Annotated in this window: 21 protein-coding genes; 12 read left to right on the top strand and 9 right to left on the bottom strand. The window is 65.3% G+C overall.

Going from position 1 to position 24343, the window contains the following annotated elements; translation table 11 throughout:
- Window positions 1-23: 23 nt before the first annotated feature.
- Window positions 24-473 carry a carboxymuconolactone decarboxylase family protein gene (locus LK542_RS13205; protein ID WP_227812244.1) on the bottom strand — a complete coding sequence of 150 codons (450 nt, stop codon included), beginning with the start codon at window positions 471-473 and terminating at the stop codon, window positions 24-26.
- 120 nt (window positions 474-593) lie between these two features.
- Here LK542_RS13205 and LK542_RS13200 point away from each other — a divergent pair, with 120 nt between their 5' ends.
- Complete coding sequence (locus LK542_RS13200; protein ID WP_229521255.1) at window positions 594-863, top strand: DUF3140 domain-containing protein; 270 nt, start codon at window positions 594-596, stop codon at window positions 861-863.
- 117 nt (window positions 864-980) lie between these two features.
- Here LK542_RS13200 and LK542_RS13195 read toward each other — a convergent pair whose 3' ends face one another.
- The 3 genes from LK542_RS13195 to LK542_RS13185 form a co-directional block, all read right to left on the bottom strand.
- Complete coding sequence (locus LK542_RS13195; RefSeq protein ID WP_227812242.1) at window positions 981-1490, bottom strand: sterol desaturase family protein; 510 nt, start codon at window positions 1488-1490, stop codon at window positions 981-983.
- A gap of 4 nt (window positions 1491-1494) precedes the next feature.
- Window positions 1495-2271 carry a fatty acid desaturase gene (locus tag LK542_RS13190; protein WP_227812241.1) on the bottom strand — a complete coding sequence of 259 codons (777 nt, stop codon included), beginning with the start codon at window positions 2269-2271 and terminating at the stop codon, window positions 1495-1497.
- A gap of 64 nt (window positions 2272-2335) precedes the next feature.
- Window positions 2336-2677 (bottom strand): hypothetical protein, encoded by a 342-nt coding sequence (locus tag LK542_RS13185; RefSeq protein WP_227812240.1) that lies wholly within the window; start codon window positions 2675-2677, stop codon window positions 2336-2338.
- A 202-nt stretch (window positions 2678-2879) separates the two neighbouring features.
- Between LK542_RS13185 and LK542_RS13180 the strand changes: the two genes are divergently transcribed.
- The 4 genes from LK542_RS13180 to LK542_RS13165 are packed head-to-tail and all read left to right on the top strand — an operon-like array spanning window position 2880 to window position 6991.
- The gene (locus LK542_RS13180; RefSeq protein ID WP_227812239.1) at window positions 2880-4460 is read left to right on the top strand and encodes a methyl-accepting chemotaxis protein; all 1581 of its coding nucleotides are present in this window, start codon (window positions 2880-2882) and stop codon (window positions 4458-4460) included.
- A gap of 51 nt (window positions 4461-4511) precedes the next feature.
- The gene (locus LK542_RS13175) at window positions 4512-5147 is read left to right on the top strand and encodes an SAM-dependent methyltransferase (protein ID WP_227812238.1); all 636 of its coding nucleotides are present in this window, start codon (window positions 4512-4514) and stop codon (window positions 5145-5147) included.
- Between the two features lie 22 nt (window positions 5148-5169).
- Complete coding sequence (locus LK542_RS13170) at window positions 5170-5631, top strand: DUF2127 domain-containing protein (protein ID WP_227812237.1); 462 nt, start codon at window positions 5170-5172, stop codon at window positions 5629-5631.
- Between the two features lie 52 nt (window positions 5632-5683).
- Window positions 5684-6991, top strand: a complete 1308-nt coding sequence (locus tag LK542_RS13165; RefSeq protein ID WP_227812236.1) for a family 1 glycosylhydrolase — start codon at window positions 5684-5686, stop codon at window positions 6989-6991.
- A gap of 21 nt (window positions 6992-7012) precedes the next feature.
- Here LK542_RS13165 and LK542_RS13160 read toward each other — a convergent pair whose 3' ends face one another.
- The 4 genes from LK542_RS13160 to prpR form a co-directional block, all read right to left on the bottom strand.
- Complete coding sequence (locus tag LK542_RS13160) at window positions 7013-7762, bottom strand: DUF4184 family protein (RefSeq protein ID WP_227812235.1); 750 nt, start codon at window positions 7760-7762, stop codon at window positions 7013-7015.
- A 3-nt stretch (window positions 7763-7765) separates the two neighbouring features.
- Complete coding sequence (locus LK542_RS13155) at window positions 7766-8938, bottom strand: PLP-dependent aspartate aminotransferase family protein (protein ID WP_227812234.1); 1173 nt, start codon at window positions 8936-8938, stop codon at window positions 7766-7768.
- Complete coding sequence (locus tag LK542_RS13150; RefSeq protein ID WP_227812233.1) at window positions 8935-10314, bottom strand: cystathionine beta-synthase; 1380 nt, start codon at window positions 10312-10314, stop codon at window positions 8935-8937. The genes LK542_RS13155 and LK542_RS13150 overlap by 4 nt, the downstream gene beginning before the upstream one ends.
- 135 nt (window positions 10315-10449) lie before the next feature.
- Window positions 10450-12075 carry a propionate catabolism operon regulatory protein PrpR gene (gene prpR / locus LK542_RS13145; RefSeq protein WP_227812232.1) on the bottom strand — a complete coding sequence of 542 codons (1626 nt, stop codon included), beginning with the start codon at window positions 12073-12075 and terminating at the stop codon, window positions 10450-10452.
- Window positions 12076-12234: 159 nt separating this feature from the next.
- Here prpR and LK542_RS13140 point away from each other — a divergent pair, with 159 nt between their 5' ends.
- Together LK542_RS13140 and LK542_RS13135 are read left to right on the top strand one after the other, a co-directional pair.
- A complete protein-coding gene (locus LK542_RS13140; RefSeq protein WP_227800597.1) occupies window positions 12235-12561 on the top strand; it encodes a DUF485 domain-containing protein in 327 nt (108 codons plus the stop codon).
- On the top strand, window positions 12558-14213 hold the full coding sequence (locus LK542_RS13135) for a cation acetate symporter (RefSeq protein WP_227800598.1): 1656 nt from the start codon (window positions 12558-12560) through the stop codon (window positions 14211-14213). Before LK542_RS13140 ends, LK542_RS13135 begins: the two co-directional genes overlap by 4 nt.
- An 88-nt stretch (window positions 14214-14301) precedes the next feature.
- On the opposite strand, the gene LK542_RS13130 is transcribed toward LK542_RS13135, so the two are convergent.
- Complete coding sequence (locus LK542_RS13130) at window positions 14302-15123, bottom strand: hypothetical protein (protein ID WP_227812231.1); 822 nt, start codon at window positions 15121-15123, stop codon at window positions 14302-14304.
- 283 nt (window positions 15124-15406) lie between these two features.
- On the opposite strand from LK542_RS13130, the gene prpB reads away from it, so the two are divergent.
- From prpB to LK542_RS24895, 5 genes are all read left to right on the top strand, one after another.
- Window positions 15407-16297 (top strand): methylisocitrate lyase, encoded by an 891-nt coding sequence (gene prpB, locus LK542_RS13125; RefSeq protein WP_227812230.1) that lies wholly within the window; start codon window positions 15407-15409, stop codon window positions 16295-16297.
- 28 nt (window positions 16298-16325) lie between these two features.
- On the top strand, window positions 16326-17486 hold the full coding sequence (gene prpC, locus LK542_RS13120) for a 2-methylcitrate synthase (protein WP_227800600.1): 1161 nt from the start codon (window positions 16326-16328) through the stop codon (window positions 17484-17486).
- Between the two features lie 151 nt (window positions 17487-17637).
- Window positions 17638-20244 (top strand): Fe/S-dependent 2-methylisocitrate dehydratase AcnD, encoded by a 2607-nt coding sequence (acnD, locus tag LK542_RS13115; RefSeq protein ID WP_227812229.1) that lies wholly within the window; start codon window positions 17638-17640, stop codon window positions 20242-20244.
- A gap of 126 nt (window positions 20245-20370) precedes the next feature.
- Entirely contained in the window at window positions 20371-21573 is a 1203-nt protein-coding gene (gene prpF / locus LK542_RS13110) for a 2-methylaconitate cis-trans isomerase PrpF (protein ID WP_227812228.1), read from the top strand.
- Window positions 21574-21694: 121 nt separating this feature from the next.
- Window positions 21695-24343 carry an EAL domain-containing protein gene (locus tag LK542_RS24895; RefSeq protein WP_307728968.1) on the top strand — a complete coding sequence of 883 codons (2649 nt, stop codon included), beginning with the start codon at window positions 21695-21697 and terminating at the stop codon, window positions 24341-24343.

Genomic DNA, 24343 nt, shown 5'->3' with positions numbered 1-24343 from the left:
TCCATCATGCGTTCTTTCATCATTCACGCCTTTGCGAGTGGCTTCATGCGGAAGCTGATCCCCATCCGATTGATGGCATTCATCGCCGCGATCACCAGCGTCAGCTCGACCAGATTCTTCTCCCCAAACACGGACAGCGCTGCAGCATAGGCGCGGTCGGAGGCATGCGTTTCACTTACACGCGTGACTTCCTCCGTCCATGCCAGCGCTGCCCGTTCCTGGTCCGAGAAGAGATAGTCCGCCTCTTCCCATACCGGCACCAATACCAGTTTGTCGACAGACATCCCAGTCTTGATGAGGTCACGGGCATGAATATCAATGCAATGCGCGCAGCCGTTCAGTTGCGAGGTCCTCAGGAATATCAGGTGGATCAGCTCCTTGGGCAGGTCGGTGCCGGTGGTGACGTAATGGTGGAGTGCGCTGACAGCCTTCGCACCTTCAGCAGACACCTGGAACCAGTTTGGGCGTTTCATGAAAATCTCTCCTTATGTCACGTGGCGACCGCAATACGCGTCCCCTCGCTTGCAAGACGGCTGAGTTGGCTGATTTGTGACAGTCCTCGTACCACGTAACGAATGTTCATCGGAGCAACCATGCAGAAGTGGCTCGACACCGACGACTCCAAACGTGTCGGTCAAAAGCACGGCAATGCCGAATCGACCGGGCACCAGTCCGGACGCCGCATCGTCGAACTGTTGCACCGGCGCGCTCAGGACCTGAGCGCCGACGACATCGCGCACATGCGCAAAGTGGTTGGGTATATCCACCGGCACCTGGCACAGGGACCTACCCGAAGCGACCCGGCAACAAGCGATTGGCGCTACTCGCTCATGAACTGGGGCCACGATCCGGAGAAGAAATAAGATTACTGGCCTCGGCCGCCTGCAGAAGACACAGGCGCTTCAGGAAAGGGAACGTGTGTCCAGATGTCAGACCTGGCCCTCTTGACCCGCACTTCCAGCTATGGGAAGCATTCCTGATCAGAGCCCTGACGAGCACTGGCGCTGGTCTCGGGCGCCGGGAGCATCCTGCGTACGGTCCTGCAGCTTCTTTTTGAGCTGGGCGGCAGGCTCGGCATAGATGAATCCGAACGACACACAGCCATCACGCCCCTTGACTGCATGGTGCAGGCGGTGGGCCTGATAGATGCGCTTCAGGTAACCTGTGCGCGGCACATACTTGAACGGCCAACGCTGGTGCACCAGACCGTCGTGCATGAAGAAGTACAAGACGCCATACGTCGTCAGGCCGACGGCGATCCACCGCAATGGCCAGAACCAGTTGGCTGCGGCGAATAGCGCGATCGCAAACACGGTGAACACAACAGCATACAGATCGTTTTTCTCGAACCAGCCATCATGCGGTTCATGGTGGGACTTGTGCCAGTTCCAGCCCCAGCCATGCATGATGTGCTCATGCGACCAGGCCGCAAACCATTCCATGAAGGCGACGGTCCCCAGCACGAGCATGAGGGGGATGAGGTAATGCAATACGCTATCCATTCTCGACCTTGGAATATTCCGGGTTGATTGTCGACCGGCGCTGTGCCGGCAGTTTCCACCACGGCACCCATGGGGCGGTGTGGTGCTCATGATGGTAGCCGAAATGGAAGCAGCTCAGCAGAGATAGGACATGCGACAGGTCGTTGCTGCGGGCGCAGTGCCGATCAGCGAAGGGTATGTCATCGACGCGGTGCGGACGATAGGTGCCGAAATAGAAGAGCTGCACGGAAGAGAGCAGCGCCGGCAGCGCCCAGAACACCAGCATGGTCGGGAAGCGCTCTCGCAGGATGAGCAAGTAGGCGACCACGGCCACAGTCAGCAAGCCAAATTCACGCCAGCCAAAGTAATGGCGGAAGAACTTGAAGTACCAGGGCCAGAAGCTTCTCGGATGATCGATGTCGAAATCGGGATCATCGGCCGTGCCGGCATGGCGATGGTGGGCATGATGGTTTTCGTACAGCTTGTCATACGAAAAGCCGGCATAGATGAAGACACAGAAGCAGCCGATGGCGCGGTTCAGCCATGGAGATTGCGGCGCCAGCGAGCCGTGCATCGTATCGTGGGCAACAATAAACAAACCGACGCTCAGCCAGCACTGCAGGACGACGACGACGGGGGCCGCGAGCCAAAGCCATGTCGCCGTCCAATCGATCAGGAAGATCGCGCTGACGTGAACGGCCAGCCATGTGGCGACAACCAGGCCCGCAAGCGCCAGCCCGACGGCTGTCGTAGCACTGCTTGTCCGGCTATCGATCGTTGATGTCGTCATGTTGGAACGCCACCCGCATGCTGACGTGCAGACAGCCGCTCAGTAAAACCGCCCTGCGGTGGCGTCAAAAGCTGCTCTTGGCCGCGTCGTGGGCGGGGTCAGCGTCTATCGCACCGTTTTCTTCCAAAATGGCTGCAGCCTGTTCGAGCCGGGAAGCGTCGGCAACGGTCACCGTCATCACGCACAAATCCCCGCGGGCGGCGGGCTTGAAGACATCCTCGTAGTCGGTGCCGCCTTTGACAGCGGGGGAGTCGCCCACATAGAAATTGCTTTCAGCTGGGCCAGCCTCGTCGGTGGTCACATTCACATCGATGCCGTCGCCGTCGAAGCCCTGGGCCAGCAAGCTGTTGCGCGCTGCTTCTGCGGCCTCGAAACTGGGTAGCATCCGTACGATCTGATTGTTCATGGTTTCTCCACGTTGGCGGTAACAATGACCTTAGCAGAATCATACTGTGGGCGGCGCAGGACAACTGGCAGGCATGCAAATCGGGTCGGCAGCGCCGGGTCCATGTCGGGTCGTCGGCAGACTCCGGCTGTTCCTGCAGCTTCATCACACTGTCACATAGTCTTTCTACACTGCAAGTATTCCACCCACGCGGATACTTGCAATGTCACTCGCAAAGCTCCAGACCGGGACCAAGCTCCTCGGCGCCTTCGGTATCGTTTCCTTCCTGATCCTGCTGCTGTCCGCCGTGGCACTATGGCGCATGCAGTCCACCGACAGGCTCACCCACGACCTCGTCTACGACAAGCTGGCCAAGCAGCAGTTGAGCGCCGACCTGCTGGGTGTCGAGCGCCTCAACGGCTCGCGCACTATTGCCATCGCGCGCAGCGACAGCCTGGAGCTGGCCGACTACTTCGGCGCCCAGCTGGCCCAGGGTAAAAAGGCCGCCGCCGCGATCGAAGCGCAGCTGGCCAGGCTGCCGCTGTCCGCGCGTGAAGCGTCCCTGCTGGCCGAAGCAGCCCGGCACAAGCAAGCCCTGGCCAAGGTCGAGGCCGCGCTGTTCCAGGCCAAGGAGCTCGGCCAGACCCAGGTCGTCGAGCAGCTCGTCGCCGGCGACTGGCAAAGGGGCTATGCGGCCCGCGCCGGCGCGCTGGAAACCCTGCTGGCCCATGAAACCGCGGAAGCCCGCCGTCTCGCGGCAGAATCGGCGGCTGCTTCGCTGTCCGGCAAGTCGCTGGTGCTGGCCCTTGGGGTATGTGCGCTGGCGATCGGCGCCGCCATGGCCTGGCTGCTGACCCGGAACATCGTCGGCCCGCTGCAGCAGGCCGCCACCCTGGCCGAGCAGGTGGCGCATGGCGACCTGCGCCCCGTCATTCGTCACGCTCGCCACGACGAAATCGGGCGCCTGTTCGACGCGCTCAACGGGATGACGGGTGGCGTCTCGGCCACCGTGTCCCAGGTACTGCAGGGCGCCCAGGCCATCGATGCGGCTTCCAACGATATTGCGGACGGCAACCTCGATCTCTCGCGCCGCACCGAGCGCCAGGCCTCGGCCCTGCAGCAGACCGTAAGCACGATGGAGGAACTGAGCGAAGCCATCGCCCGCAACAACGCCAGCGCGCGGTCTGCCAATCGACTCGCCCAGTCGGCCTCGCAGGTTGCCACCCGCAGCGCGCAAGCGCTCGAGCAGGTGGCGGCGCGCATGGGGGCGATCAAGGCGTCAAGCGAGCGCATCGTGGACATTACCGGCATGATCGACAGCATCGCCTTCCAGACCAATATCCTTGCCCTGAACGCGGCCGTGGAGGCGGCACGCGCCGGCAGCGAAGGCCGTGGCTTCGCGGTGGTGGCGGCCGAGGTGCGCAACCTGGCCCAGCATTCGGCGACGGCGGCCAGGGAGATCAAGAAGCTGATCGGCGAGTCGAGCGAGGAAATCGCCGCCGGCACCGACATCGCCGGCACGGCGGGCGAGACCATGGGCGCGGTGCTGGCCCACGTGCACGACATGGCCAGCCTGCTCGACACCATCCACACCGCCAGCAGCGAGCAGGCCGGCGGCGTGGCCCAGGTGACCCAGGCGATTGCCGACATGGACGAGTCGACCCGGCAGAATGCGGCGATGGTCGAGCAGGCCGCGGCGGCGGCCGCGTCGATGCGCCAGCAGGCGGCCGAGCTGTCGGCCCTGGTCGCCACCTTCCAGCTGCGCGAGACGGGAGAAGGGCGGCGCGCCCTGACCGCAGCCTGACGGGGATGGCGGCTTGCAGTATCATGCCCTTCCTCCAAACGAAAGCCGCGCATGCTCATCATCACCATCAAACAGGGCAAGGAACAGGCCCTGCTGTCCGGCGACCCCTGGATCTACCTGTCCGCCATCGAGAAAGTCGAGGGCAAGCCGCAGGAACGCAATAAGTCCGGCGCGACCGCCACCGTGCAGTCCTCGTCGCGCCGCTTCCTGGCGCGCGCAGCCTACAACGCCAAGTCGCAGATCGCGGCCCGGATCTGGACCTTGCGGGAAGACGAGCCGGTCGACCATGCGCTGATCAAGCGCCGGGTGCAAACCGCCGTCGAGCGCCGCTTAGGCAGGCTGGGTGACGCCGACCCGCAGGCACTGCTGCAGCTGGTCGACGGCGAACAGGATGGCCTGTCCGGGCTGCTGGTGCACGCCTACGGCGGCGCGACCGGTTACCTGGTGTGCCAGTTCAATGCCGCCGGGGTCGACCTGTGGAAGGTTGCGATCGTGCAGGCGCTCCTGAAGGCGACCGGCTGTCCCAATGTCTACGAGCGCAGCGATGAGCTGGTACGCAAGGCCGAAGGCCTGCCGGTCACCCGGCGCGTGCTGGCCGGCGAAGAACCGCCCCAGCGCCTGATGGTGCGCGAGGACGGGCGCCTGCTGCCGATGGATATCCGCACCGGTTTCATCTACCCGCGCTGAGCAGCCACATGGAATGCTGGCGATGAAGCTGTCACAGGGACTGCGCGCCGTCGCCGCGGTCGAGGCGACCAAGGGCCTGGTGGTGGTACTGGCCGGCTGCGGCCTGCTGGCGCTGGTGCACCACGACCTGCAGCGCGCCGCCGAAGAGCTGGTCCGGCACACCCACCTGAATCCGGCCTCGCACCTGCCGCGCGTGTTCATCGCCTACGCCGGCCAGCTGGACAATGCGCACCTGATGCAGCTGGCGCTCGGCGCTTTTGCCTACGCGGCGGTGCGCCTGGTCGAGGCCTATGGCCTGTGGCACGAGCGGACCTGGGGCGAAGCCTTTGCGGCGGCCAGCGGTGCGGTCTACGTGCCCTTCGAGCTGCGCGAGCTGCTGCGCGCGCCCGGCCTGCTGAGCATTCTCCTGTTGGCGGTCAACGTCGCGATCGTTGCCTTCATGCTCTACGGCCTGCGCCGCCGCCGGGCAGGCGCGCGCCGTTGACATCCTGCGTCCATCGCCGACAATGACTGACGGCTCTTGCGGAGGATGGCGCATGGTTTCGAATCAACCCGGCTTCCTGTTCGCCACCGGTATCGAGAACAGCATTCCGACGATTGATGGCGGCAGGCATCGCATCGACGAAATGGAGAAGTGCGGCCACTACCGCTACTGGCGCCGCGACTTCGACCTGGTGCAGGACATCGGCATCCGCTTCCTGCGCTACGGCCCGCCGCTGCACACGACATTGGTCGGCGCCGACCGCTACGACTGGTCCTTCGCCGACGTGGTGTTTCCCGACCTGCGCCGCCGTGGGCTGGTCGCGATCGTCGACCTGTGCCATTTCGGCCTGCCCGACTTCCTGGGCAACTTCCAGAACCCGGATTTCCCCGCCATCTTCGCTCGCTATGCGCGCGCGTTCGCCCTGCGCTATCCCTGGATCCAGCTGTACACGCCGGTGAACGAGATGTCGATCAGCGCGCTGTTCTCGGCCCTGTACGGCTGGTGGAACGAGCAGATGCGCAGCGACCAGGCCTTCGTCACTGCTTTGAAACACCTGGTGCAGGCCAACCTGCTGGCCATGCGCGCAATCCTGGAAGTGCGCCCGGACGCCCTGTTCGTGCAGAGCGAATCGACCGAGTATTTCCATGCCATGTCGCCGGCGGCGATCGGGCCGGCCGAAACCATGAACGCGCGCCGCTTCCTGTCGCTCGACCTGAACTACGGGCGCCGGGTCGACTCCACCATGTACGAGTACCTGCTGGATAACGGCATAACGCGCGAGGAATACCACTACTTCCTCAACAATAACCTCAAGCACCACTGCATCATGGGGAACGACTATTATCAGACCAACGAGCACCTGGTCGCGGCCGACGGCGCCAGCACGGCGTCCGGGGAGATCTTCGGCTATGCGGTCATCACCCACCAGTACTACAACCGCTACCGCCTGCCCGTGATGCACACCGAAACCAACCTGTGCCAGGGGCCCTGCGCCGACGAGGCGGTCAAGTGGCTGCGCAAGGAGTGGGCCAACGTGCTCCGGGTGCGCAACAACGGCGTGCCGCTGGTCGGATTCACCTGGTATTCGCTGACCGACCAGGTCGACTGGGATACCAGCCTGCGCGAGGACAATGGCCATGTGAATGCCCTGGGCCTGGCCGACCTCGACCGCAAGCTGCGCCCGGTGGGGATTGCCTACCGCGACCTGATCCGTGACTGGACCGAAGTGCTGCCGACCCAGAGCGTGTGCCTGCAGGTGCCGCTGGCGCTCGATGAGGATTATCCCGAGCGCGGCGGTTCACGGCCACGCCGGCTGCCCGAGCCTGTTGCGGCGACGGCGGCGCCGACCAATGCGGAATAGACGAGGGCGGATTGCGGTTCCTCAGCCCGCGCGCACCGCCATGCGCCGTGCTGCGCTCAGCAGCAGGATGGTGGCGGCTGCCGCTGCCATCGCGGTTACGATCGTGTTGAACAGGCCATGCTCGAAGCTGCGGGCGGGGCGCAGCCAGTAGCCCGCCGCCGCGCCGGCCACCGTTGCCGCGCCGATGGCGGCGAGCACGGTCAGCCGCTGTCCGGTGCCCAGGCGTCCAGGCGGCAGCGCACTGGGTTCGATCCGCGCGAACCAGGCGGCGATCGCCAGCGCGCCGACCAGGCTGCTCAGGTGCTGCAGCAGATTGAACAGGGGGATCGCATGGCTGCCCAACTGCACCGGCGTGCGCAGCAGTTCGACATGCCGCACCACGGCCGTATTCGCATGGGTGAAGGCATCCCAGCCCACGTGGGTGGCGGCGCCCAGCGCCAGCGAGGCCAGCACAATGGCGGCGCCACGCGGCGCGCGCGGCCGCCAGTCGTTTTGCGGCGCCATGCGGGCCGCGATGCGCGCCGGCGCCCAGGCCAGGAAGGCGTCACGCAGCAGCAAGTGGTAGGCCAGCCAGACCAGAAGCCCGGCCGGCACGCAGTACAGCAGCACGCCGGCCGCGCTGTGGGTGAAGCCGCCGTTCGCAAGCAGGGGCAGGAAGTAGACGAAGTCTGGCGCCATGCTGCCGACCACCAGAGCCGACAGTGAGGTCAGCCGTGGCGCGGCTGCATGCAGCGGCAGCACCGCGGCCGGGTGGCACAGGGTGAACGGCACGTCTTATATTTCCGCCAGCGCCCGGCGCAAGTCTTCGCGCTGGTCTTCCAGGTGCTCGATGCCGACCGACAGACGGATCAGGCCATCGCCGATACCCAGCTCGGCGCGTTGCTCCGCCGGGATGCTGGCATGGGTCATCAGGGCCGGATGTTCGATCAGGCTTTCCACGCCACCCAGGCTTTCGGCCAGGGTGAACACTTCGCAGGCTTCCAGGAAGCGGCGTGCTCCCGCCAGATCGGTGGCCAGGTCGATCGAGACGATGCCGCCGAAACCGTTCATCTGGCGCCGCGCCAGTGCGTACTGCGGGTGCGATTCCAGGCCGGGATAGAACACCTTGCGCACCTTCGGCTGCTGCTGCAGCCACTGGGCCAGGGCCAAGGCGTTGGCGCTGCTGCGCTCCACGCGCAGTGCCAGGGTCTTGATACCGCGCAGCACCAGGAAGCTGTCGAAGGGGCCCTGGATCGCGCCCACCGCGTTCTGGATGAAGCCGAGCTGCTCGCCCAATGCCGCGTGGCGCTCTTCCTTGCCGACCACCGCCACGCCGCCGATCACGTCCGAGTGGCCGTTCATGTACTTGGTGGTCGAGTGCACCACGATGTCGAAGCCCAGTTCCAGCGGGCGCTGGACAATCGGGCTGGCGAAGGTGTTGTCGCACACGGTGATGACGCCGCGCGCGCGGCACAGGGCGGCGATGGCGGCCAGGTCGGCCAGCTTGAGCATCGGGTTGGTCGGGGTCTCGACCCACACCAGTTTCGTCTCCGGCGTCAGGGCCTTGGCCAGCGCATCCGGGTCGGTCAGGTCGGCGTAGCTGAAGGTATGGCCGGCACTCTTGCGGCGTACGCGCTCGAACAGGCGGAAGGTGCCGCCGTACATGTCGTCGCCCGCCACGATGTGCGAATTGGCCGGCAGCAGTTCCAGCACCGCCGCGATGGCGGCCAGGCCGGAAGCGAAGGCGAAGGCGGCGCTGCCGCTTTCGATGTCGGCCACGCAGCGCTCGAGCGCCCAGCGCGTCGGGTTGTGCGAGCGGCCGTAGTCCAGGCCCTTGTGCACGCCCGGGCTCTCCTGGCGGAAGGTCGAGGTGGCGAAAATCGGCGGCATTACGGCGCCGGTGGCGGGCTCGGGCGCCTGGCCGCCGTGGATCACGCGGGTGGCAAGATGTTTTTTCTGGTCGGTCATGAAAGGGTCCTACGAAGATGGTTGAGCAGGTCGTAGCGGGTGATCAGGCCATAGAAGTGGTCGCCGTCGGCGACCACGGCGGTCAGTCCGCGGTTGAGGATCTCGCGCAGGTGGCCCATGCTGGCGGTCGGGGCCAGGGTCTGCAGCGAGGACGTCATGGTGGAAGAAACGGGCGCACTGAAGTCTCCCTGTTTGCCGGTCACGTGCAGCAGCAGGTCCGATTCGTCGATCAGGCCGGCCAGCTTGCCACGCTCGTCGATCACCGGCAACTGCTGCAGGTCGCTGCTGCGCATGCGGTTGAAGGCGGTGAGCAGGGTGTCGGAGGGCGAGACCGTGACCACTTCACCGGCGTCGTAGCGGCGCCCGATCAGGTCGCGCAGGTCGCCCGTCTTCGGGCGCGTGATCAGGCCCTGGTCGACCATCCAGCCGTCGCTGTAGACCTTGGTGAGATAACGGGTGCCGGTGTCGCAGACAAAGGTGACCACGCGCTTGGGACGGGTCTGTTCGCGGCAGTAGCGCAGGGCTGCTGCCAGCAGGGTGCCGGTGGACGAGCCGGCCAGGATGCCTTCCTGCTGCAGCAGCAGGCGCGCGGTATTGAAGCTCTCTTCGTCGGGAACCGTATAGGCCTTTTTCACGCGCGACAGGTCGGCAATGCCGGGGATGAAGTCTTCGCCGATGCCCTCGACCGCCCACGAGCCGGCATCAGTGCGCAGCACGCCGGTGTTGATGTAGTCCGCCAGGATCGAGCCCTTCGGGTCGGCCAGTACGAACTCCAGGTTCGGCTGCGTCTTCCTGAAGTAGCGCGACAGGCCAGTGAGGGTGCCGGAGGAGCCGACGCCGACCACGATCGCATCGAGCCTGTGGTTGACCTGGTCCCAGATCTCGGGGCCGGTGGTGGTTTCATGGGCGCGCGGGTTGGCCGGATTGTTGAACTGGTCGGCGAACCAGGCGCCGGGAATCTCTTTCGCCAGGCGCGCCGCATAGTCCTGGTAATACTCGGGGTGGCCCTTGCCGACGTCGGAGCGGGTCAGGTGGATTTCGGCGCCGAGCGCCTTCAGGTGCAGGACCTTCTCAGCCGCCATCTTGTCCGGCACCACCAGCACCACGCGGTAGCCCTTGATGCGCGCCACCAGGGCCAGGCCCAGGCCGGTGTTGCCGGCGGTGGCTTCGACCACGGTGCCGCCCGGCTGCAAATGGCCGTCGTGCTCGGCCTGTTCGATCATGGCGCGGCCGATGCGGTCCTTGATGGAGCCGCCGGGATTCTGGGATTCGAGTTTCAGGAACAGCTGGCAGGGACCGGTGTCGATCCGGGTCACTTCAATCAGGGGGGTGTCACCGATCAGGGAAAACAGTGCAGCTTGCGACGCATGTTGCATAGTGCCTCCGAAAGGCCGGGCAGGGCCCGGGCGGTGCGCCGCTTCGTGGGCGGCGCTATACGAAGAGCTGGCTTTGTATGGATGCCAGGCCATGTAAAATTGTCATGATACGGCGAATATCTGCGTCAGTGTTGATCAGGATGGTGTCTCGGACTTCAAACGGCGCCACAGCGTCGTGCGGCTGATGCCGAGATGCCGCGCCGCCGCATCGCGCTGTCCGCCGAACCGGGCAAGCACGTCCGCAAGGCTTTCCGTATCCGCCCTTGGCGAGGACAGGGCGGGATCATCGGCGCTGCCCTTGGCTAGCTCTGGAGCAATCGACACCAGGAAACTCGGAGTCAGCGCCTGCAAGGGTTCGGCCGCCAGGAACAGGGCCAGCCGTTCCATCAGGTTGCGCAGCTCGCGCACATTGCCCGGCCAGGCGTAGGCTTCGAGCAGCGGCGCGCAGGCACGCAACTCGGCGTGCAGGTTCGGATGCGGCCGGGCGCCGAGCGCGGCCAGCGCGTGCTTGAGCGACCACTCCGCCAGCGGAACGATGTCGGCGGCCCGCTCGCGCAGCGGCGGCAGCGCCAGGCGCAGCACCGCCAGGCGATAGAACAGGTCGGCGCGAAAGCGGCCCTCGCGCACGCGCGCTTCCAGGTCGCAGTGGGTGGCGCTGATCACGCGCACCTCGATCGGCACCGGCCGGGTGCCGCCCACGCGCATCACTTCTCGCTCTTCCAGTACGCGCAGCAGACGCGTTTGCAGGGCGAGCGGCATCTCGCCGATCTCGTCGAGGAACAGGGTGCCGCCGTTGGCCGCCTCGAACAGCCCCGCATGGCCGCCGCGCCGCGCGCCCGTAAAGGCGCCTTCCTCGTGGCCGAACAGTTCCGATTCCAGCAGCGATTCGGCGATCGCGCCGCAGTTCACCGCCACGAAGGGGCGGTTGGCGGCGCGGTGCGGGCCTTCGCGGTGGATCGCCTGCGCCACCAGTTCCTTGCCGCTGCCGGTCTCGCCCTGGATCAGCACCGTGGCCGGCGAGCGCGCGTACAGCAGCACGGTCTGGCGCAGGCGCTCCATGGCGCCGGACTCGCCGCGCAGGTCGTTCAGGCCGCGGCGCACGCGGCGCCCTTCGGGCGCGGGGCCGCGGCGAGCCCGGCCCGCTTCCAGCCGGGTCAGGCGCGCCGTCTCGAGCGCGTCGTCGAAGGCCTGGCGGATCGAGGCCGCCGAGTACAGGAACACGCCGGACAGGCCGGCTTCCTCGGCCAGGTCGGTGATCAGGCCGGCGCCGACGATGACCTCGATGCCGGCCGCCTTCAGTTCGTTGATGCCGGCGCGCGCATCCTCTTCGGTCACGTAGGTGCGCTGGACGATGTCGATGCCGAAGGTGTCGGCGAACTCGGCCAGTTCGCGCAGGGCTTCCTGGTAGGTGATGACGGCGATGCGCGTCGAGACGCGGCGCGCGCGCGCCAGCGCCTGCATCACGTCGAAGCCGCTGGCCTTGGCCACCACCACCGGCACCGAGATGCGGCCCTTGAGGTAGGCGGCGTTGGAGCCGGCCGCGATCACGACGTCGCAATGCTCGGTCGCGAGCCGCTCGCGCAGGCTGCGCGCGGCTTCGTCGAAGCCCAGGTGCAGCGGCTCGATCGACGCCAGGTGGTCGTATTCGAGGGTGATGTCGCGGAACAGGTCGGACAGGCGCGACACCGAGACGGTCCAGATGACGGGCTTGTCGGCGCTGTCGGCAGGGCTGCTTGCGCTCTTGCGTGGGGCGTAACTCATGTTTCAAGTGTAGCCGATTCCATGCCCGCTGTTTCAGCCTGGAACGCCCTCGCCGTCAGTTCCGCGTAAGGCAGCGTAAGAATGAGGTAAGGGCGCGCCCGTAGGATGGACCCAGCCCTGAATAACAGGCATCACCAGAATAGATAACCGGAGACACAATTGGATCAAGACGTTGTACATCGGGTCAAGTCCGACCCCAACTATCGCAAGCTGGTCACGAAGCGCTCGCGCTTCGGCTGGATTCTCACCTGGAGCATGATGGTCGTGTATTACGGCTTCACGCTGCTGTGCGCCTTCGACAAGGAATTCATGGGCAGCCGTTTCGGCGACGGCGTCATGACCTGGGGCATTCCGCTGGGCCTGTTCGTCATCCTGTTCACCGTGGTCGTCACCGCCATCTACGTGCGCCGCGCCAACGGCGAATACGACGAGCTGACCGAGGCCATCAAGGCCAAGGCAGCCTCCTCGCGCCAGGAGGCCGCATGAAGACCCGTGCCCTGAGCTTCCTTTCCCTGCTGGCCCTGAGCGGCGCCGCCTGGGCCGCGCCCGACCTCGGCCAGGCCACCAAGCAGGCCACCAACTGGACCGCGATCAGCATGTTCGCGATCTTCGTCGTGCTGACCCTGTTCATCACCAAGTGGGCCGCGGCCAAGACCCGCTCGGCCTCCGACTTCTACACCGCCGGCGGCGGTATCTCGGGCTTCCAGAACGGCCTGGCGATCGCCGGTGACTTCATGTCGGCGGCCTCCTTCCTCGGCATTTCTGCCGCCGTGTTCCTGGACGGTTTCGATGGCCTGATCTACGCGATCGGCTTCCTGGTCGGCTGGCCGGTGATCACCTTCCTGATGGCCGAGCGCCTGCGCAACCTGGGCCGCTTCACCTTTGCCGACGTCGCCGCCTACCGCTTCCACCAGAAGCCGATCCGCGTGTTCGCGGCCTCCGGCACCCTGGTCGTGGTCGCGTTCTACCTGATCGCCCAGATGGTCGGCGCCGGCCAGCTGATCAAGCTGCTGTTCGGCCTGGAATACTGGATCGCGGTCGTCATCGTCGGCGTGCTGATGATGGTCTACGTGCTGTTCGGCGGCATGACCGCCACCACCTGGGTGCAGATCATCAAGGCCGTCATGCTGCTGGCGGGCGCTTCCTTCATGGCCTTCTCGGTGCTGGCGCAGTACAACTTCAGCCCTGAAAAACTGTTCGCCACCGCGACCGAAGTGCATGCCAAGGGCGACTCGATCATGGGCCCGGGCGGCTTCCTGAAAGACCCGATCTCGGCAGTCTCCTTCGGCATGGCGCTGATGTTCGGCACCGCCGGCCTGCCGCACATCCTGATGCGCTTCTTCACCGTCCCGAGCGCGAAAGAAGCGCGCAAGTCGGTGCTGTGGGCCACCACCTGGATCGGCTACTTCTACATCCTCACCTTCATCATCGGCTTCGGCGCGATCGTGCTGGTCGGGACCAACCCGGACTTCAAGGACGCGGCAGGCAAGCTCCTCGGCGGTAACAACATGGCGGCGGTGCACCTGGCCAAGGCCGTGGGCGGCGACATCTTCCTGGGCTTCATCTCGGCGGTGGCCTTCGCGACCATCCTGGCGGTCGTGGCCGGCCTGACCCTGTCGGGCGCCTCGGCCGTGTCGCACGACCTGTACGCCACCGTGTTCAAGAAGGGCAATGCCAACAGCGCCGACGAACTGAAAGTCTCGAAGATCACCACCATTGCGCTCGGCGTCATCGCCGTGCTGCTGGGGATCGCGTTCGAGAAGCAGAACGTCGCCTTCATGGTGTCGCTGGCCTTCGCGATCGCGGCTTCGGCCAACTTCCCGGTGCTGTTCATGTCGGTGCTGTGGAAGGATTGCACCACCCGCGGCGCCACCGTGGGCGGCTTCCTGGGCCTGGCCACCGCCGTGATCCTGACCCTGGTGTCGAAGTCGGTGTGGGTCGACGTGCTCGGCAACGCCGCGCCGATCTTCCCCTACACCTCGCCGGCGATCTTCTCGATGGCGGTGGGCTTCTTCGGCATCTGGTTCTTCTCGGTCACCGACAAGAGCCCGCGCGCAGCGATCGACAAGGCCGGCTTCGAAGCGCAGGAAGTGCGTTCGGAAACCGGCATCGGCGCCGCCGCAGCGTCCGGCCACTAAGCCTTCCGGCTCTGCCAGAACCCCGCTGCGGCGGGGTTTTTTTTGCTGTGCCAGGAGGCGGATTGCTGGGTCAGCGATAGCGGCGCACCTATTTGCCGTTGATTGGTCCCGCAGGAGGTGTCGGATCGACAGGCGCATCGACCTGATCTGCCCACATCGCACGGCGGGAGGTATAAGTGCGTATCCCAAGTAGTCTTGGATATGACGGCAACGCGTGCTCGGCGCATGCCATCATGTGCTGTCCAACTGCGGCTTTCGCGAGATCTTCGTCATGGGCTAACTGCTTACCGAGTTCATACTGAGCTGGATAGCTCTGTCGCATCGCAGCGTGTATGTCGGCAGTGTTTTGAGTTGTGTATTCGGCGTCGTCCCCGGTTGTCTTGCTGAACCAGCGAAACACCGGGCCCAGGTTTCGATCACGCATCCATTCGCCCAGTTGCAGAGCTCGGTATTGCGAAACAATGTCTTGCTTATTTATGAGGTTACTGAAGAGCCAACCTCGCGCCAACCAGTTTCCTGCCGCTGCTGCTGCGTGCAAGTCCGTTAGCTGTGCCTGATTGGATTCACTCTCTGGATAGGCGTCCAAATATCGCTCGAGCCTTTCCATGAGCGGCGTCGAGCCCATCTGTGCTGGCGTGCGACAGGTGAATGTCAATACATCAGGGTTTGCGCCGTGGAGATCTGACTCAATTTTGCGCAAGAGATCATGACGCGCTTTTTCTACCGAGCTTCTATCGAGGCTGGTGGGAAGAGGGCCGAGCCAGGCAAACGGGTCTAATCCAACTGATTTCTGCTGGTGCTTTCCATTAGATGGCTTCGTCGCTTTCGACGATAACGCAGCATTTGCATTTATGCACGCAGCCCCCAAGAGGGTGACGCTTGCACAAAATATGGACATGAACTTTCGCATGACGATCCTCGCGCAATGTAGAAGTTTGACTTTATCGCGTGCGCAACGTGGGGTTTTGCCTCGTCGCAACTATCTGAGCGTATCTACCGTGTTTCATCGTTGTTTCATTTATGATGCATGTTGCATGTGTATGAAATAAAAGCGCATGATTGTGATACTGGCTTTCCATCCAGATGAAGCTAAGTATTTGATTTTAAAGCATGTGTGTAGTGGTCCATCTCTGGCACGGCGCTTGCAATATGCAATCCCGTATTCAATTAATGCAAGCTAAGAAAGGACAAGCATGACTTATCACTCCGCCGGCGCCTCATTCCGCAAGGCCGTCCAGGAAGAATCCCCGCTGCAGGTCATCGGCGCGATCAACGCCAACCACGCGCTGCTGGCCAAGCGCGCCGGCTACCGCGCCATCTACCTGTCGGGCGGCGGCGTCGCCGCCGGTTCGCTCGGCCTGCCGGACCTGGGCATCTCGAGCCTGGAAGACGTCCTGATCGACGTGCGCCGCATCACCGACGTGTGCGACCTGCCGCTGCTGGTCGACATCGACACCGGTTTCGGCGCATCGGCCTTCAACGTGGCGCGCACCGTGCGCTCGCTCATCAAGGCCGGCGCCGCCGCCTGCCACATCGAAGACCAGGTCGGCGCCAAGCGTTGCGGCCACCGTCCGGGCAAGGAAATCGTCAGCAAGGACGAGATGGTCGACCGCGTCAAGGCCGCTGCCGACGCGCGCACTGACGATGACTTCGTGATCATGGCGCGCACCGACGCGCTGGCCGTGGAAGGCCTGGACGCCGCCATCGAGCGCGCCGTCGCTTGCGTGGAAGCGGGCGCCGACATGATCTTCCCGGAAGCGATGACCAGCCTGGAGATGTACAAACAGTTCGCCGACGCCGTCAAGGTGCCGGTGCTGGCCAACATCACGGAGTTCGGCTCGACCCCGCTGTTCACGCTCGACGAACTGCGTAGCGCGAATGTCAGCATCGCCCTGTATCCGCTGTCGGCCTTCCGCGCCATGAACAAGGCGGCCGAGAACGTCTACAACGCGATCCGCCGCGACGGCACCCAGAAGAACGTGCTGGACACGATGCAGACCCGTGCGGAACTGTACGACCGCATCGACTATCACAGCTACGAGCAGAAGCTGGACGCGCTGTTCGCCCAGAAGAAAACCAAATAAATCAGTTGAGAACACAGGAGATCCACGCATGAGCACCCAGAACAACGAGACCCCAACGTTCAAGCCGAAGAAGTCGGTGGCCCTTTCCGGCGTCGCCGCCGGCAATACCGCGCTCTGCTCGGTGGGCAAGTCGGGCAATGATCTGCACTACCGCGGCTACGACATCCTGGACGTCGCCACCACCTGCGAATTCGAAGAGATCGCCTACCTGCTGGTGCACGGCAAGCTGCCGACCAGCGCTGAACTGAAGGGCTACAAGGCCAAGCTGAAGTCCTTGCGCGGGCTGCCGCAGGCCGTCAAGAGCGCGCTGGAAGCGCTGCCGGCCGGCGCCCACCCGATGGACGTGATGCGCACCGGCGTATCCGTGCTGGGCTGCACGCTGCCGGAAAAGGACGACCACAACATCCCGGGCGCGCGCGATATCGCCGACCGCCTGATGGCGTCCTTCGGTTCGATGCTGCTGTACTGGTACCACTTCAGTCATAGCGGCAAGCGCATCGACGTCGAGACCGACGACGACTCGATCGGCGGCCACTTCCTGCACCTGCTGCACGGCGAAAAGCCACGCGAGTCCTGGGTGCGCGCGATGCACACCTCGCTGATCCTGTACGCTGAACACGAGTTCAACGCCTCGACCTTTACGTCCCGCGTGATCGCCGGCACCGGCTCGGACATCCACTCGGCCATCACCGGCGCAATCGGCGCGCTGCGCGGTCCGAAACATGGCGGTGCGAACGAGGTGGCGCTGGACATCCAGAAGCGCTATGAGAATGCCGACGAAGCCGAAGCGGACATCCGCAACCGCGTCGCCAACAAGGAAGTCGTGATCGGTTTCGGCCACCCGGTGTATACCATCAGCGACCCGCGCAACGTCGTGATCAAGGAAGTGGCGCGCACGCTGTCGCAGGAAGCCGGCTCCATGAAGATGTTCGACATCGCCGAGCGCCTGGAGTCGGTGATGTGGGAAGTCAAGAAGATGTTCCCGAACCTGGACTGGTTCTCGGCCGTGTCCTACCACATGATGGGCGTGCCGACCGCCATGTTCACGCCGCTGTTCGTCATCTCGCGTACCTCCGGCTGGGCTGCGCACATCATCGAGCAGCGCATCGACAACAAGATCATCCGCCCGAGCGCGAATTATGTGGGTCCGGAGGATCTGCAGTTTGTGCCGATTGGGGATCGGAAGTAAGCTTAGTACACGCGGCCCCAAGACCGTCGTACCGGCGAAGGCCGGTACCCAAGTTTGTTTGTGCGGCTACCCACGCAAAATTGGATCCCGGCCTTCGCCGGGATGACGTTCACGGGCTAACACTTAGTACTCCTGAAAGTACGCTCGAACCATGAACACCAACCACCGCAAACCCCTCCCAGGCACTTCGCTGGACTACTTCGACACGCGCGCCGCGGTCGAGGCCATCCAGCCCGGCGCCTATGACACGCTGCCCTACACCTCGCGGGTGCTGGCCGAGAACCTGGTCCGCCGTTGCGACCCGGCCAGCATGACCGATTCGCTCAAGCAGATCATCGAACGCAAGCGCGACCTCGACTTCCCCTGGTTCCCCGCGCGCGTGGTCTGCCACGACATCCTGGGCCAGACCGCGCTGGTCGACCTGGCCGGCCTGCGCGACGCCATCGCCGAGCAGGGTGGCGACCCCGCCCTGGTCAACCCGGTGGTCCCGACCCAGCTGGTCGTCGACCACTCGCTGGCCGTCGAGTGCGGCGGCTTCGATCCGGACGCCTTTGCCAAGAACCGCGCCATCGAGGACCGCCGCAACGAAGACCGCTTCCACTTCATCGAGTGGACCAAGAAGGCCTTCCAGAACGTCGACGTGATCCCGCCGGGGAACGGCATCCTGCACCAGATTAACCTGGAGCGCATGTCGCCCGTCATCCAGCAGGAGAAGGGCGTCGCCTATCCGGACACCCTGGTCGGCACCGACTCGCACACCCCGATGGTGGACGCCCTGGGCGTGATCGCGATCGGCGTGGGCGGCCTGGAAGCCGAGAGCGTCATGCTGGGCCGCGCGTCCTGGATGCGCCTGCCGGACATCGTCGGCGTCGAGCTGACCGGCAAACCGCAGCCCGGCATCACCGCCACCGACATCGTGCTGGCGCTGACCGAGTTCCTGCGCAAGTCGAAGGTCGTCTCGGCCTACCTCGAGTTCTACGGCGAAGGCGCATCGAGCCTGACCCTGGGCGACCGCGCCACCATCTCTAACATGGCCCCGGAATTCGGCGCCACCGCGGCGATGTTCTACATCGACGAGCAGACCATCAAGTACCTGCGCCTGACCGGCCGCGAAGAAGAGACCGTGCAACTGGTCGAGGCCTATGCGAAGGAAGCCGGCCTGTGGGCCGACAGCCTCGAGAACGCCCAGTACGAACGCGTCCTGAGCTTCGACCTGTCGTCCGTGGTGCGCAACATCGCCGGCCCCTCGAACCCGCACAAGCGCGTGCCGACCTCGGAACTGGCGGAGCGCGGCATCGCAGGCAAGGTCGAGAACGAAGCCGGCCTGATGCCGGACGGCGCCGTCATCATCGCGGCGATCACCAGCTGCACCAACACCAACAACCCGCGCAACATGATCGCGGCCGGCCTGATCGCCCGCAACGCCAACCGCGCCGGCCTCACGCGCAAGTCCTGGGTCAAGAGCTCGCTCGCGCCGGGGTCGAAAGCCGTCGCCCTGTACCTGGAAGAAGCCGGCCTGATGCCGGAACTGGAAAAGCTGGGCTTCGGCGTGGTCGCCTTTGCCTGCACCACCTGCAACGGCATGAGCGGCGCGCTCGATCCGACCATTCAGCAGGAGATCATCGAACGCGACCTGTACGCGACCGCCGTCCTGTCGGGCAACCGCAATTTCGACGGCCGCATCCACCCCTACGCCAAGCAGGCCTTCCTGGCTTCGCCGGCGCTGGTGGTGGCCTATGCGATCGCCGGCACCATCCGCTTCGACATCGAGAAGGATGTGCTGGGCGTGGACGCTTCCGGTAAAGAGATTCGCCTGGCCGACCTGTGGCCGTCGGACGAAGAGATCGACGCTGTTGTCGCCAGCAGCGTCAAGCCGGAGCAGTTCCGCAAGGTCTATACGCCGATGTTCGCCCGTGTCGCCGACGATGGGGAGAAGGTGAGCCCGCTGTACGACTGGCGTCCGCAGAGTACCTACATCCGTCGTCCGCCGTATTGGGAAGGCGCGCTGGCCGGCGAGCGTAGCTTGGCCGGGATGCGTCCGCTGGCGGTCCTGGGCGACAACATCACCACCGACCACTTGTCGCCGTCGAACGCGATCCTGCTGGACTCCGCCGCCGGCGAGTACCTGGCGAAGATGGGCCTGCCGGAAGAGGACTTCAATTCCTATGCCACGCACCGCGGCGACCACCTGACGGCGCAGCGCGCAACCTTTGCCAACCCAACGCTCAAGAACGAAATGGTGCGTGACGCGATGGGCAACGTGAAGGCGGGTTCGCTGGCGCGTATCGAGCCGGAAGCTACGGTTACGCGCATGTGGGAAGCGATCGAGACCTACATGGAGCGCAAGCAGCCCCTGATCGTGATCGCCGGCGCCGATTACGGCCAGGGCTCGTCGCGCGACTGGGCGGCCAAGGGCGTGCGCCTGGCGGGCGTGGAAGCGATCGTGGCCGAAGGCTTCGAGCGCATCCACCGCACCAACCTGGTCGGCATGGGCGTGCTGCCGCTGGAGTTCAAGCCGGGCGTGAACCGCCTGACACTGGGCATCGACGGCACCGAGACCTTCGATGTGATCGGCGCACGCATGCCGCGCGCCGACCTGACGCTCGTGATTCATCGCAAGAACGGCGAGCGCGTCGAGGTGCCGGTGACCTGCCGTCTCGACACCGCCGAGGAAGTGGCGATCTATGATGCGGGTGGGGTCTTGCAGCGTTTTGCGCAGGATTTCCTGGAATCGTCGGCTCCCAAAGCTGCTGCATAACTGTAGGGTGGGCGGATTTCCCGCCCACGCGGTCAACCATCACGTGAATGGTCGCGACGCGATTTAATTGCGTCGGCTGACCGGGTGGGCGGCGAAGCCGCCCACCCTACACAACCGGACAATGTAATGGCCTTTACACCCCAAATCAAAATCCCCGCCACCTACATGCGTGGCGGCACCAGCAAAGGCGTCTTCTTCCGCTTGCAAGACCTTCCCGCAGCCGCCCAGACACCCGGCGCGGCGCGCGATGCGCTCCTGCTGCGCGTGATCGGCAGCCCCGACCCCTACGGCAAGCAGATCGACGGCATGGGCGGCGCCACCTCGAGCACCAGCAAGGCCGTGATCGTCGCGAAAAGCGAACGTGATGACCACGACGTCGACTACCTGTTCGGCCAGGTCTCGATCGACAAGCCCTTCGTCGACTGGAGCGGCAATTGCGGCAACCTGTCCTCGGCCGTCGGCTCGTTCGCCATCGCCAGCGGCCTGGTCGAACCAGGCCGCGTGCCGCAAAGCGGCATGGCCACGGTGCGCATCTGGCAGGCCAACATCGGCAAGACCATCATCGCCCACGTCCCCGTGACCGACGGCCAGGTGCAGGAAACCGGCGACTTCGAACTCGACGGCGTCACCTTCCCGGCGGCCGAAGTGCAGCTGGAATTCCTCGACCCGGCGGCCGAGGAAGAGGGCGCCGGCGGGTCGATGTTTCCGACCGGGAACCTGGTCGACGAACTCGAGGTGCCGGGTGTCGGCACCTTGAAGGCGACCATGATCAATGCCGGCATCCCGACCATCTTCGTGAACGCGGAGGCAATCGGCTATACGGGCGCGGAGCTGCAGGACGCCATCAACGGCGACCCGCGCGCGCTGGCGATGTTCGAGACCATCCGCGCCCACGGCGCCCTGCGCATGGGCCTGATCTCCAGCATCGAGGATGCGGCCAAGCGCCAGCACACCCCGAAGGTCGCCTTCGTGGCCAGGCCCGCCAGCTACGTCGCCTCCAGCGGCAAGCAGGTCAATGCGTCCGACGTCGACCTGCTGGTGCGCGCGCTCTCGATGGGCAAGCTGCACCACGCGATGATGGGCACCGCCGCGGTGGCGATCGGTACCGCGGCCGCCATCCCGGGCACCCTGGTGAACCTGGCGGCCGGCGGCGAAGGTGGGGAAAATAAGCGCACCGCGGTGCGCTTCGGCCACCCGTCCGGCACCCTGCGGGTCGGGGCCGAGGCGGTCCAGGCGAATGGCGAGTGGACGGTCGCGAAGGCGATCATGAGCCGCAGCGCACGCGTGCTGATGGAAGGCTGGGTGCGTGTACCTGGAGATTGTTTCTAGACCATTGCGTTGATGGGCCGCAACAACACGGCCCATTTGCGTTTCTGTTAGTTATGGAACAGCAAGCATTTGTGGTTTATGATTGCTAAAAGGCAAGCCAGCCCATAGCAAAAAAACCATAATGGACCGACTCCCAAGCAAGCATGCGCTCGTCGCCGGGCTCGCCACCGCGGGCGCCGCGGCGCAGGCGCAGGCCAAGGGCGCGGACCTCGAGCAGGAACTGCTGCACGTCGCCTTGCGCGAGCAGCACGCCATCCTGGAAAACGCGCCGGTCGGCATCGCCTTCACCTTGCCGGGCCAGTTCAAGTCCTGCAATCCGCGCATCTGCGAGATGCTCGGTTATTCCTACGCCGAGTTGTGCCGGCTGCGCCCGGTCGACATCTTCGCCACCCCCGAGGCCTATCACCTGCTGGTCCAGGAAGCCTATCCGGTGCTGGCCGGCGGCGGCCTGTATGAGAAGGGCGAGCAGCCGTTCCGGCGCCGCGACGGCTCCATCATGTGGGCGCGCCTGCGCGGCCGCGCGGTGGACCCGAACGCGCGCGAAGCGGGCACCATCTGGATCGCCGAGGACGTGACCGATGCGCGCCAGGCGCTGCTCGAGGTGCAGGCCATCATGAACAACGCGACGGTCGGCATCATGTACACCCGCAACCGGGTGATCCACCGCTACAACCCCGCCTTCGGCCGCATGTTCGGCTACCGCGACGGCGAGGCGCTGGGCCGCTCGACCCGCATCGTGTATCCGGACGACGCGTCCTTCCAGGAGTTCGGGACCACGGCCTACCCGCAGCTGGCGCAGGGCCTGCCTTACCGCGCCGAGACCGAGCTGGTACGCAAGGACGGCAGCCGCATCTGGGGTCAGCTCAACGGCTACCTGTTCAACCCGGACGACCCCGAGCTCGGCGCGATCTGGATGTTCGAGGACCGCACGCGCGAGCGCCACGACGAAATCCAGCTGCGCAACGCGCTGATGGAAAACCGCGCCATCCTCGACAACGCGGTGCTGGGCATCGCCGTGGTCGAGAACGGCGTGACCCTGCATTGCAACAGCAAGATGGAAGAGCTGTTCGGCAGCCCGGCGGGCGGCATGGACGGCACCCCGGTGCGCGCGCTCTACCCGGACGAAGCCGCCTGGCGCACGGCGCGCGCCGATACCCTGCGCAGCTTCGGGACAGGGCAGGTGCACACTGCCGAATACCGGATGGCGCGCCGCGACGGCACCCTGTTCTGGGCGCGCCTGTCGGGACGCCTGTTCGACATGGCCGACAAGGCCGGGCGCAGCGTCTGGATGATCGACGACGTCACCAGCCAGCGCGAGGCGGCCGACGCGATCCGCCGTGCCCGTGACGAACTCGAGATCCGCGTGGCCGCGCGCACCGCCGAACTGGCCGGCGCGAATGCGCTGCTGCAGGAAGAGATCGCGGAGCGGCGCCAGGCCGAAGCGCGTGTGCACCACATGGCGTATTACGACAGCCTGACCCGGCTGCCGAACCGCGTGCTGCTGTCCGACCGCCTCGACTGCGCCCTGCGCGCCGCGCACCGCAACGGGCAAAGGCTGGCCGTGATGTTCCTCGACCTCGACCGCTTCAAGACCATCAACGATTCGCTCGGCCATGCGATCGGCGACCAGCTGCTGCGCGAAGTAGGGCGGCGCCTGTGCGAGTCGGTGCGCGAGAGCGACACGGTGGCGCGCCTGGGCGGCGACGAGTTCGTGGTGCTGCTGCCGGACGTCGGCGGGCCCGACGAATGCGCGCTGGTGGGCGACAAGATCATTGACGCGCTGGCCACGCCCTTCCCGCTGGAAGGCCACAGCCTGCACATCACGCCCTCGATCGGGATCTGCCTGTGCCCGGACGACGGCAACGACGTCGACACCCTGATGCGCCATGCCGACGCGGCGATGTACCACGCCAAGGCGCTGGGGCGCAACAACTACCAGTTCTTCGACCAGCGCATGAACCAGGCGGCGGCGCGCCGCTTCGAGCTGGAATCGAACCTGCGCGGGGCGCTCGCGCGCGGCGAGTTCGAGCTGCACTACCAGCCCATCATCAGCACCGCCACCCGCCGCCTGCACGCGCTCGAGGTGCTGCTGCGCTGGCGGCGCGGGGCGCAGTTCGACAATGTACTGGTTGGCCCGGACGAGTTCATCCCGATCCTGGAAGAGAACGGCATGATCGTCACAGTCGGGGAGTGGGTGATCCGCACTGCCTGCGAGCAGAGCATGGCCTGGCAGGCGCTGGGCCTGCCCGCGGTGCCGCTGGCGATCAACCTGTCGGCGCGCCAGTTCATGCACGATGGACTGGTGGAATCGATCCGGGGCATCGTCGGCGCGACCGGCATCGATCCGGCGCTGGTCGAGTTCGAGATCACCGAGACCGCGCTGATGCAGCACGGCGGCCAGACCCTGGACACCCTGCGCCAGATTAACGGCATGGGCATGCGCGTGTCGATCGACGACTTCGGCACCGGCTACTCGAGCCTGGCCTACCTGAAGCGCTTCCCGGTCCGCAAGATCAAGATCGATAGGGCCTTCGTGCGCGAGCTGGAGGCGAGTTCGGAAGACCGCGCCATCGTGGCCGCCGTGATGGCGCTGGCCAACAGCCTGCAGTTGCTGGTGGTGGCCGAAGGCGTCGAGACCGAAGGGCAGTACGCGCTGCTGGGCGGCTACGGCTGCCAGTACGCCCAGGGCTATCTGTTCGCGCGCCCGCTGCCGGCAAGCGATGCGGCGCGCCTGCTGGTCGATTCGGCGCTGGACGCGATCACCGGTTAA

It is taken from the genome of Massilia sp. IC2-477 (assembly GCF_020707265.1).
Lineage (GTDB): Bacteria > Pseudomonadota > Gammaproteobacteria > Burkholderiales > Burkholderiaceae_D > Telluria.
The sequence above is the reverse complement of the archived record's forward strand: the minus strand, read 5'-3'. Positions and strand labels throughout refer to the sequence as shown.

Excerpts from the sequence above, each read along its gene's own strand:
- LK542_RS13205 (WP_227812244.1), bottom strand. The coding sequence starts at position 473 with ATGAAACGCCCAAACTGGTTCCAGGTGTCTGCTGAAGGTGCGAAGGCT.
- LK542_RS13200 (WP_229521255.1), top strand. The coding sequence starts at position 594 with ATGCAGAAGTGGCTCGACACCGACGACTCCAAACGTGTCGGTCAAAAG.
- LK542_RS13190 (WP_227812241.1), bottom strand. The coding sequence starts at position 2,271 with ATGACGACATCAACGATCGATAGCCGGACAAGCAGTGCTACGACAGCC.
- LK542_RS13185 (WP_227812240.1), bottom strand. The coding sequence starts at position 2,677 with ATGAACAATCAGATCGTACGGATGCTACCCAGTTTCGAGGCCGCAGAA.
- LK542_RS13180 (WP_227812239.1), top strand. The coding sequence starts at position 2,880 with ATGTCACTCGCAAAGCTCCAGACCGGGACCAAGCTCCTCGGCGCCTTC.
- LK542_RS13175 (WP_227812238.1), top strand. The coding sequence starts at position 4,512 with ATGCTCATCATCACCATCAAACAGGGCAAGGAACAGGCCCTGCTGTCC.
- LK542_RS13170 (WP_227812237.1), top strand. The coding sequence starts at position 5,170 with ATGAAGCTGTCACAGGGACTGCGCGCCGTCGCCGCGGTCGAGGCGACC.
- LK542_RS13165 (WP_227812236.1), top strand. The coding sequence starts at position 5,684 with ATGGTTTCGAATCAACCCGGCTTCCTGTTCGCCACCGGTATCGAGAAC.
- LK542_RS13155 (WP_227812234.1), bottom strand. The coding sequence starts at position 8,938 with ATGACCGACCAGAAAAAACATCTTGCCACCCGCGTGATCCACGGCGGC.
- LK542_RS13150 (WP_227812233.1), bottom strand. The coding sequence starts at position 10,314 with ATGCAACATGCGTCGCAAGCTGCACTGTTTTCCCTGATCGGTGACACC.
- prpR (WP_227812232.1), bottom strand. The coding sequence starts at position 12,075 with ATGAGTTACGCCCCACGCAAGAGCGCAAGCAGCCCTGCCGACAGCGCC.
- LK542_RS13135 (WP_227800598.1), top strand. The coding sequence starts at position 12,558 with ATGAAGACCCGTGCCCTGAGCTTCCTTTCCCTGCTGGCCCTGAGCGGC.
- LK542_RS13130 (WP_227812231.1), bottom strand. The coding sequence starts at position 15,123 with ATGCGAAAGTTCATGTCCATATTTTGTGCAAGCGTCACCCTCTTGGGG.
- prpB (WP_227812230.1), top strand. The coding sequence starts at position 15,407 with ATGACTTATCACTCCGCCGGCGCCTCATTCCGCAAGGCCGTCCAGGAA.
- prpC (WP_227800600.1), top strand. The coding sequence starts at position 16,326 with ATGAGCACCCAGAACAACGAGACCCCAACGTTCAAGCCGAAGAAGTCG.
- acnD (WP_227812229.1), top strand. The coding sequence starts at position 17,638 with ATGAACACCAACCACCGCAAACCCCTCCCAGGCACTTCGCTGGACTAC.
- prpF (WP_227812228.1), top strand. The coding sequence starts at position 20,371 with ATGGCCTTTACACCCCAAATCAAAATCCCCGCCACCTACATGCGTGGC.
- LK542_RS24895 (WP_307728968.1), top strand. The coding sequence starts at position 21,695 with ATGGACCGACTCCCAAGCAAGCATGCGCTCGTCGCCGGGCTCGCCACC.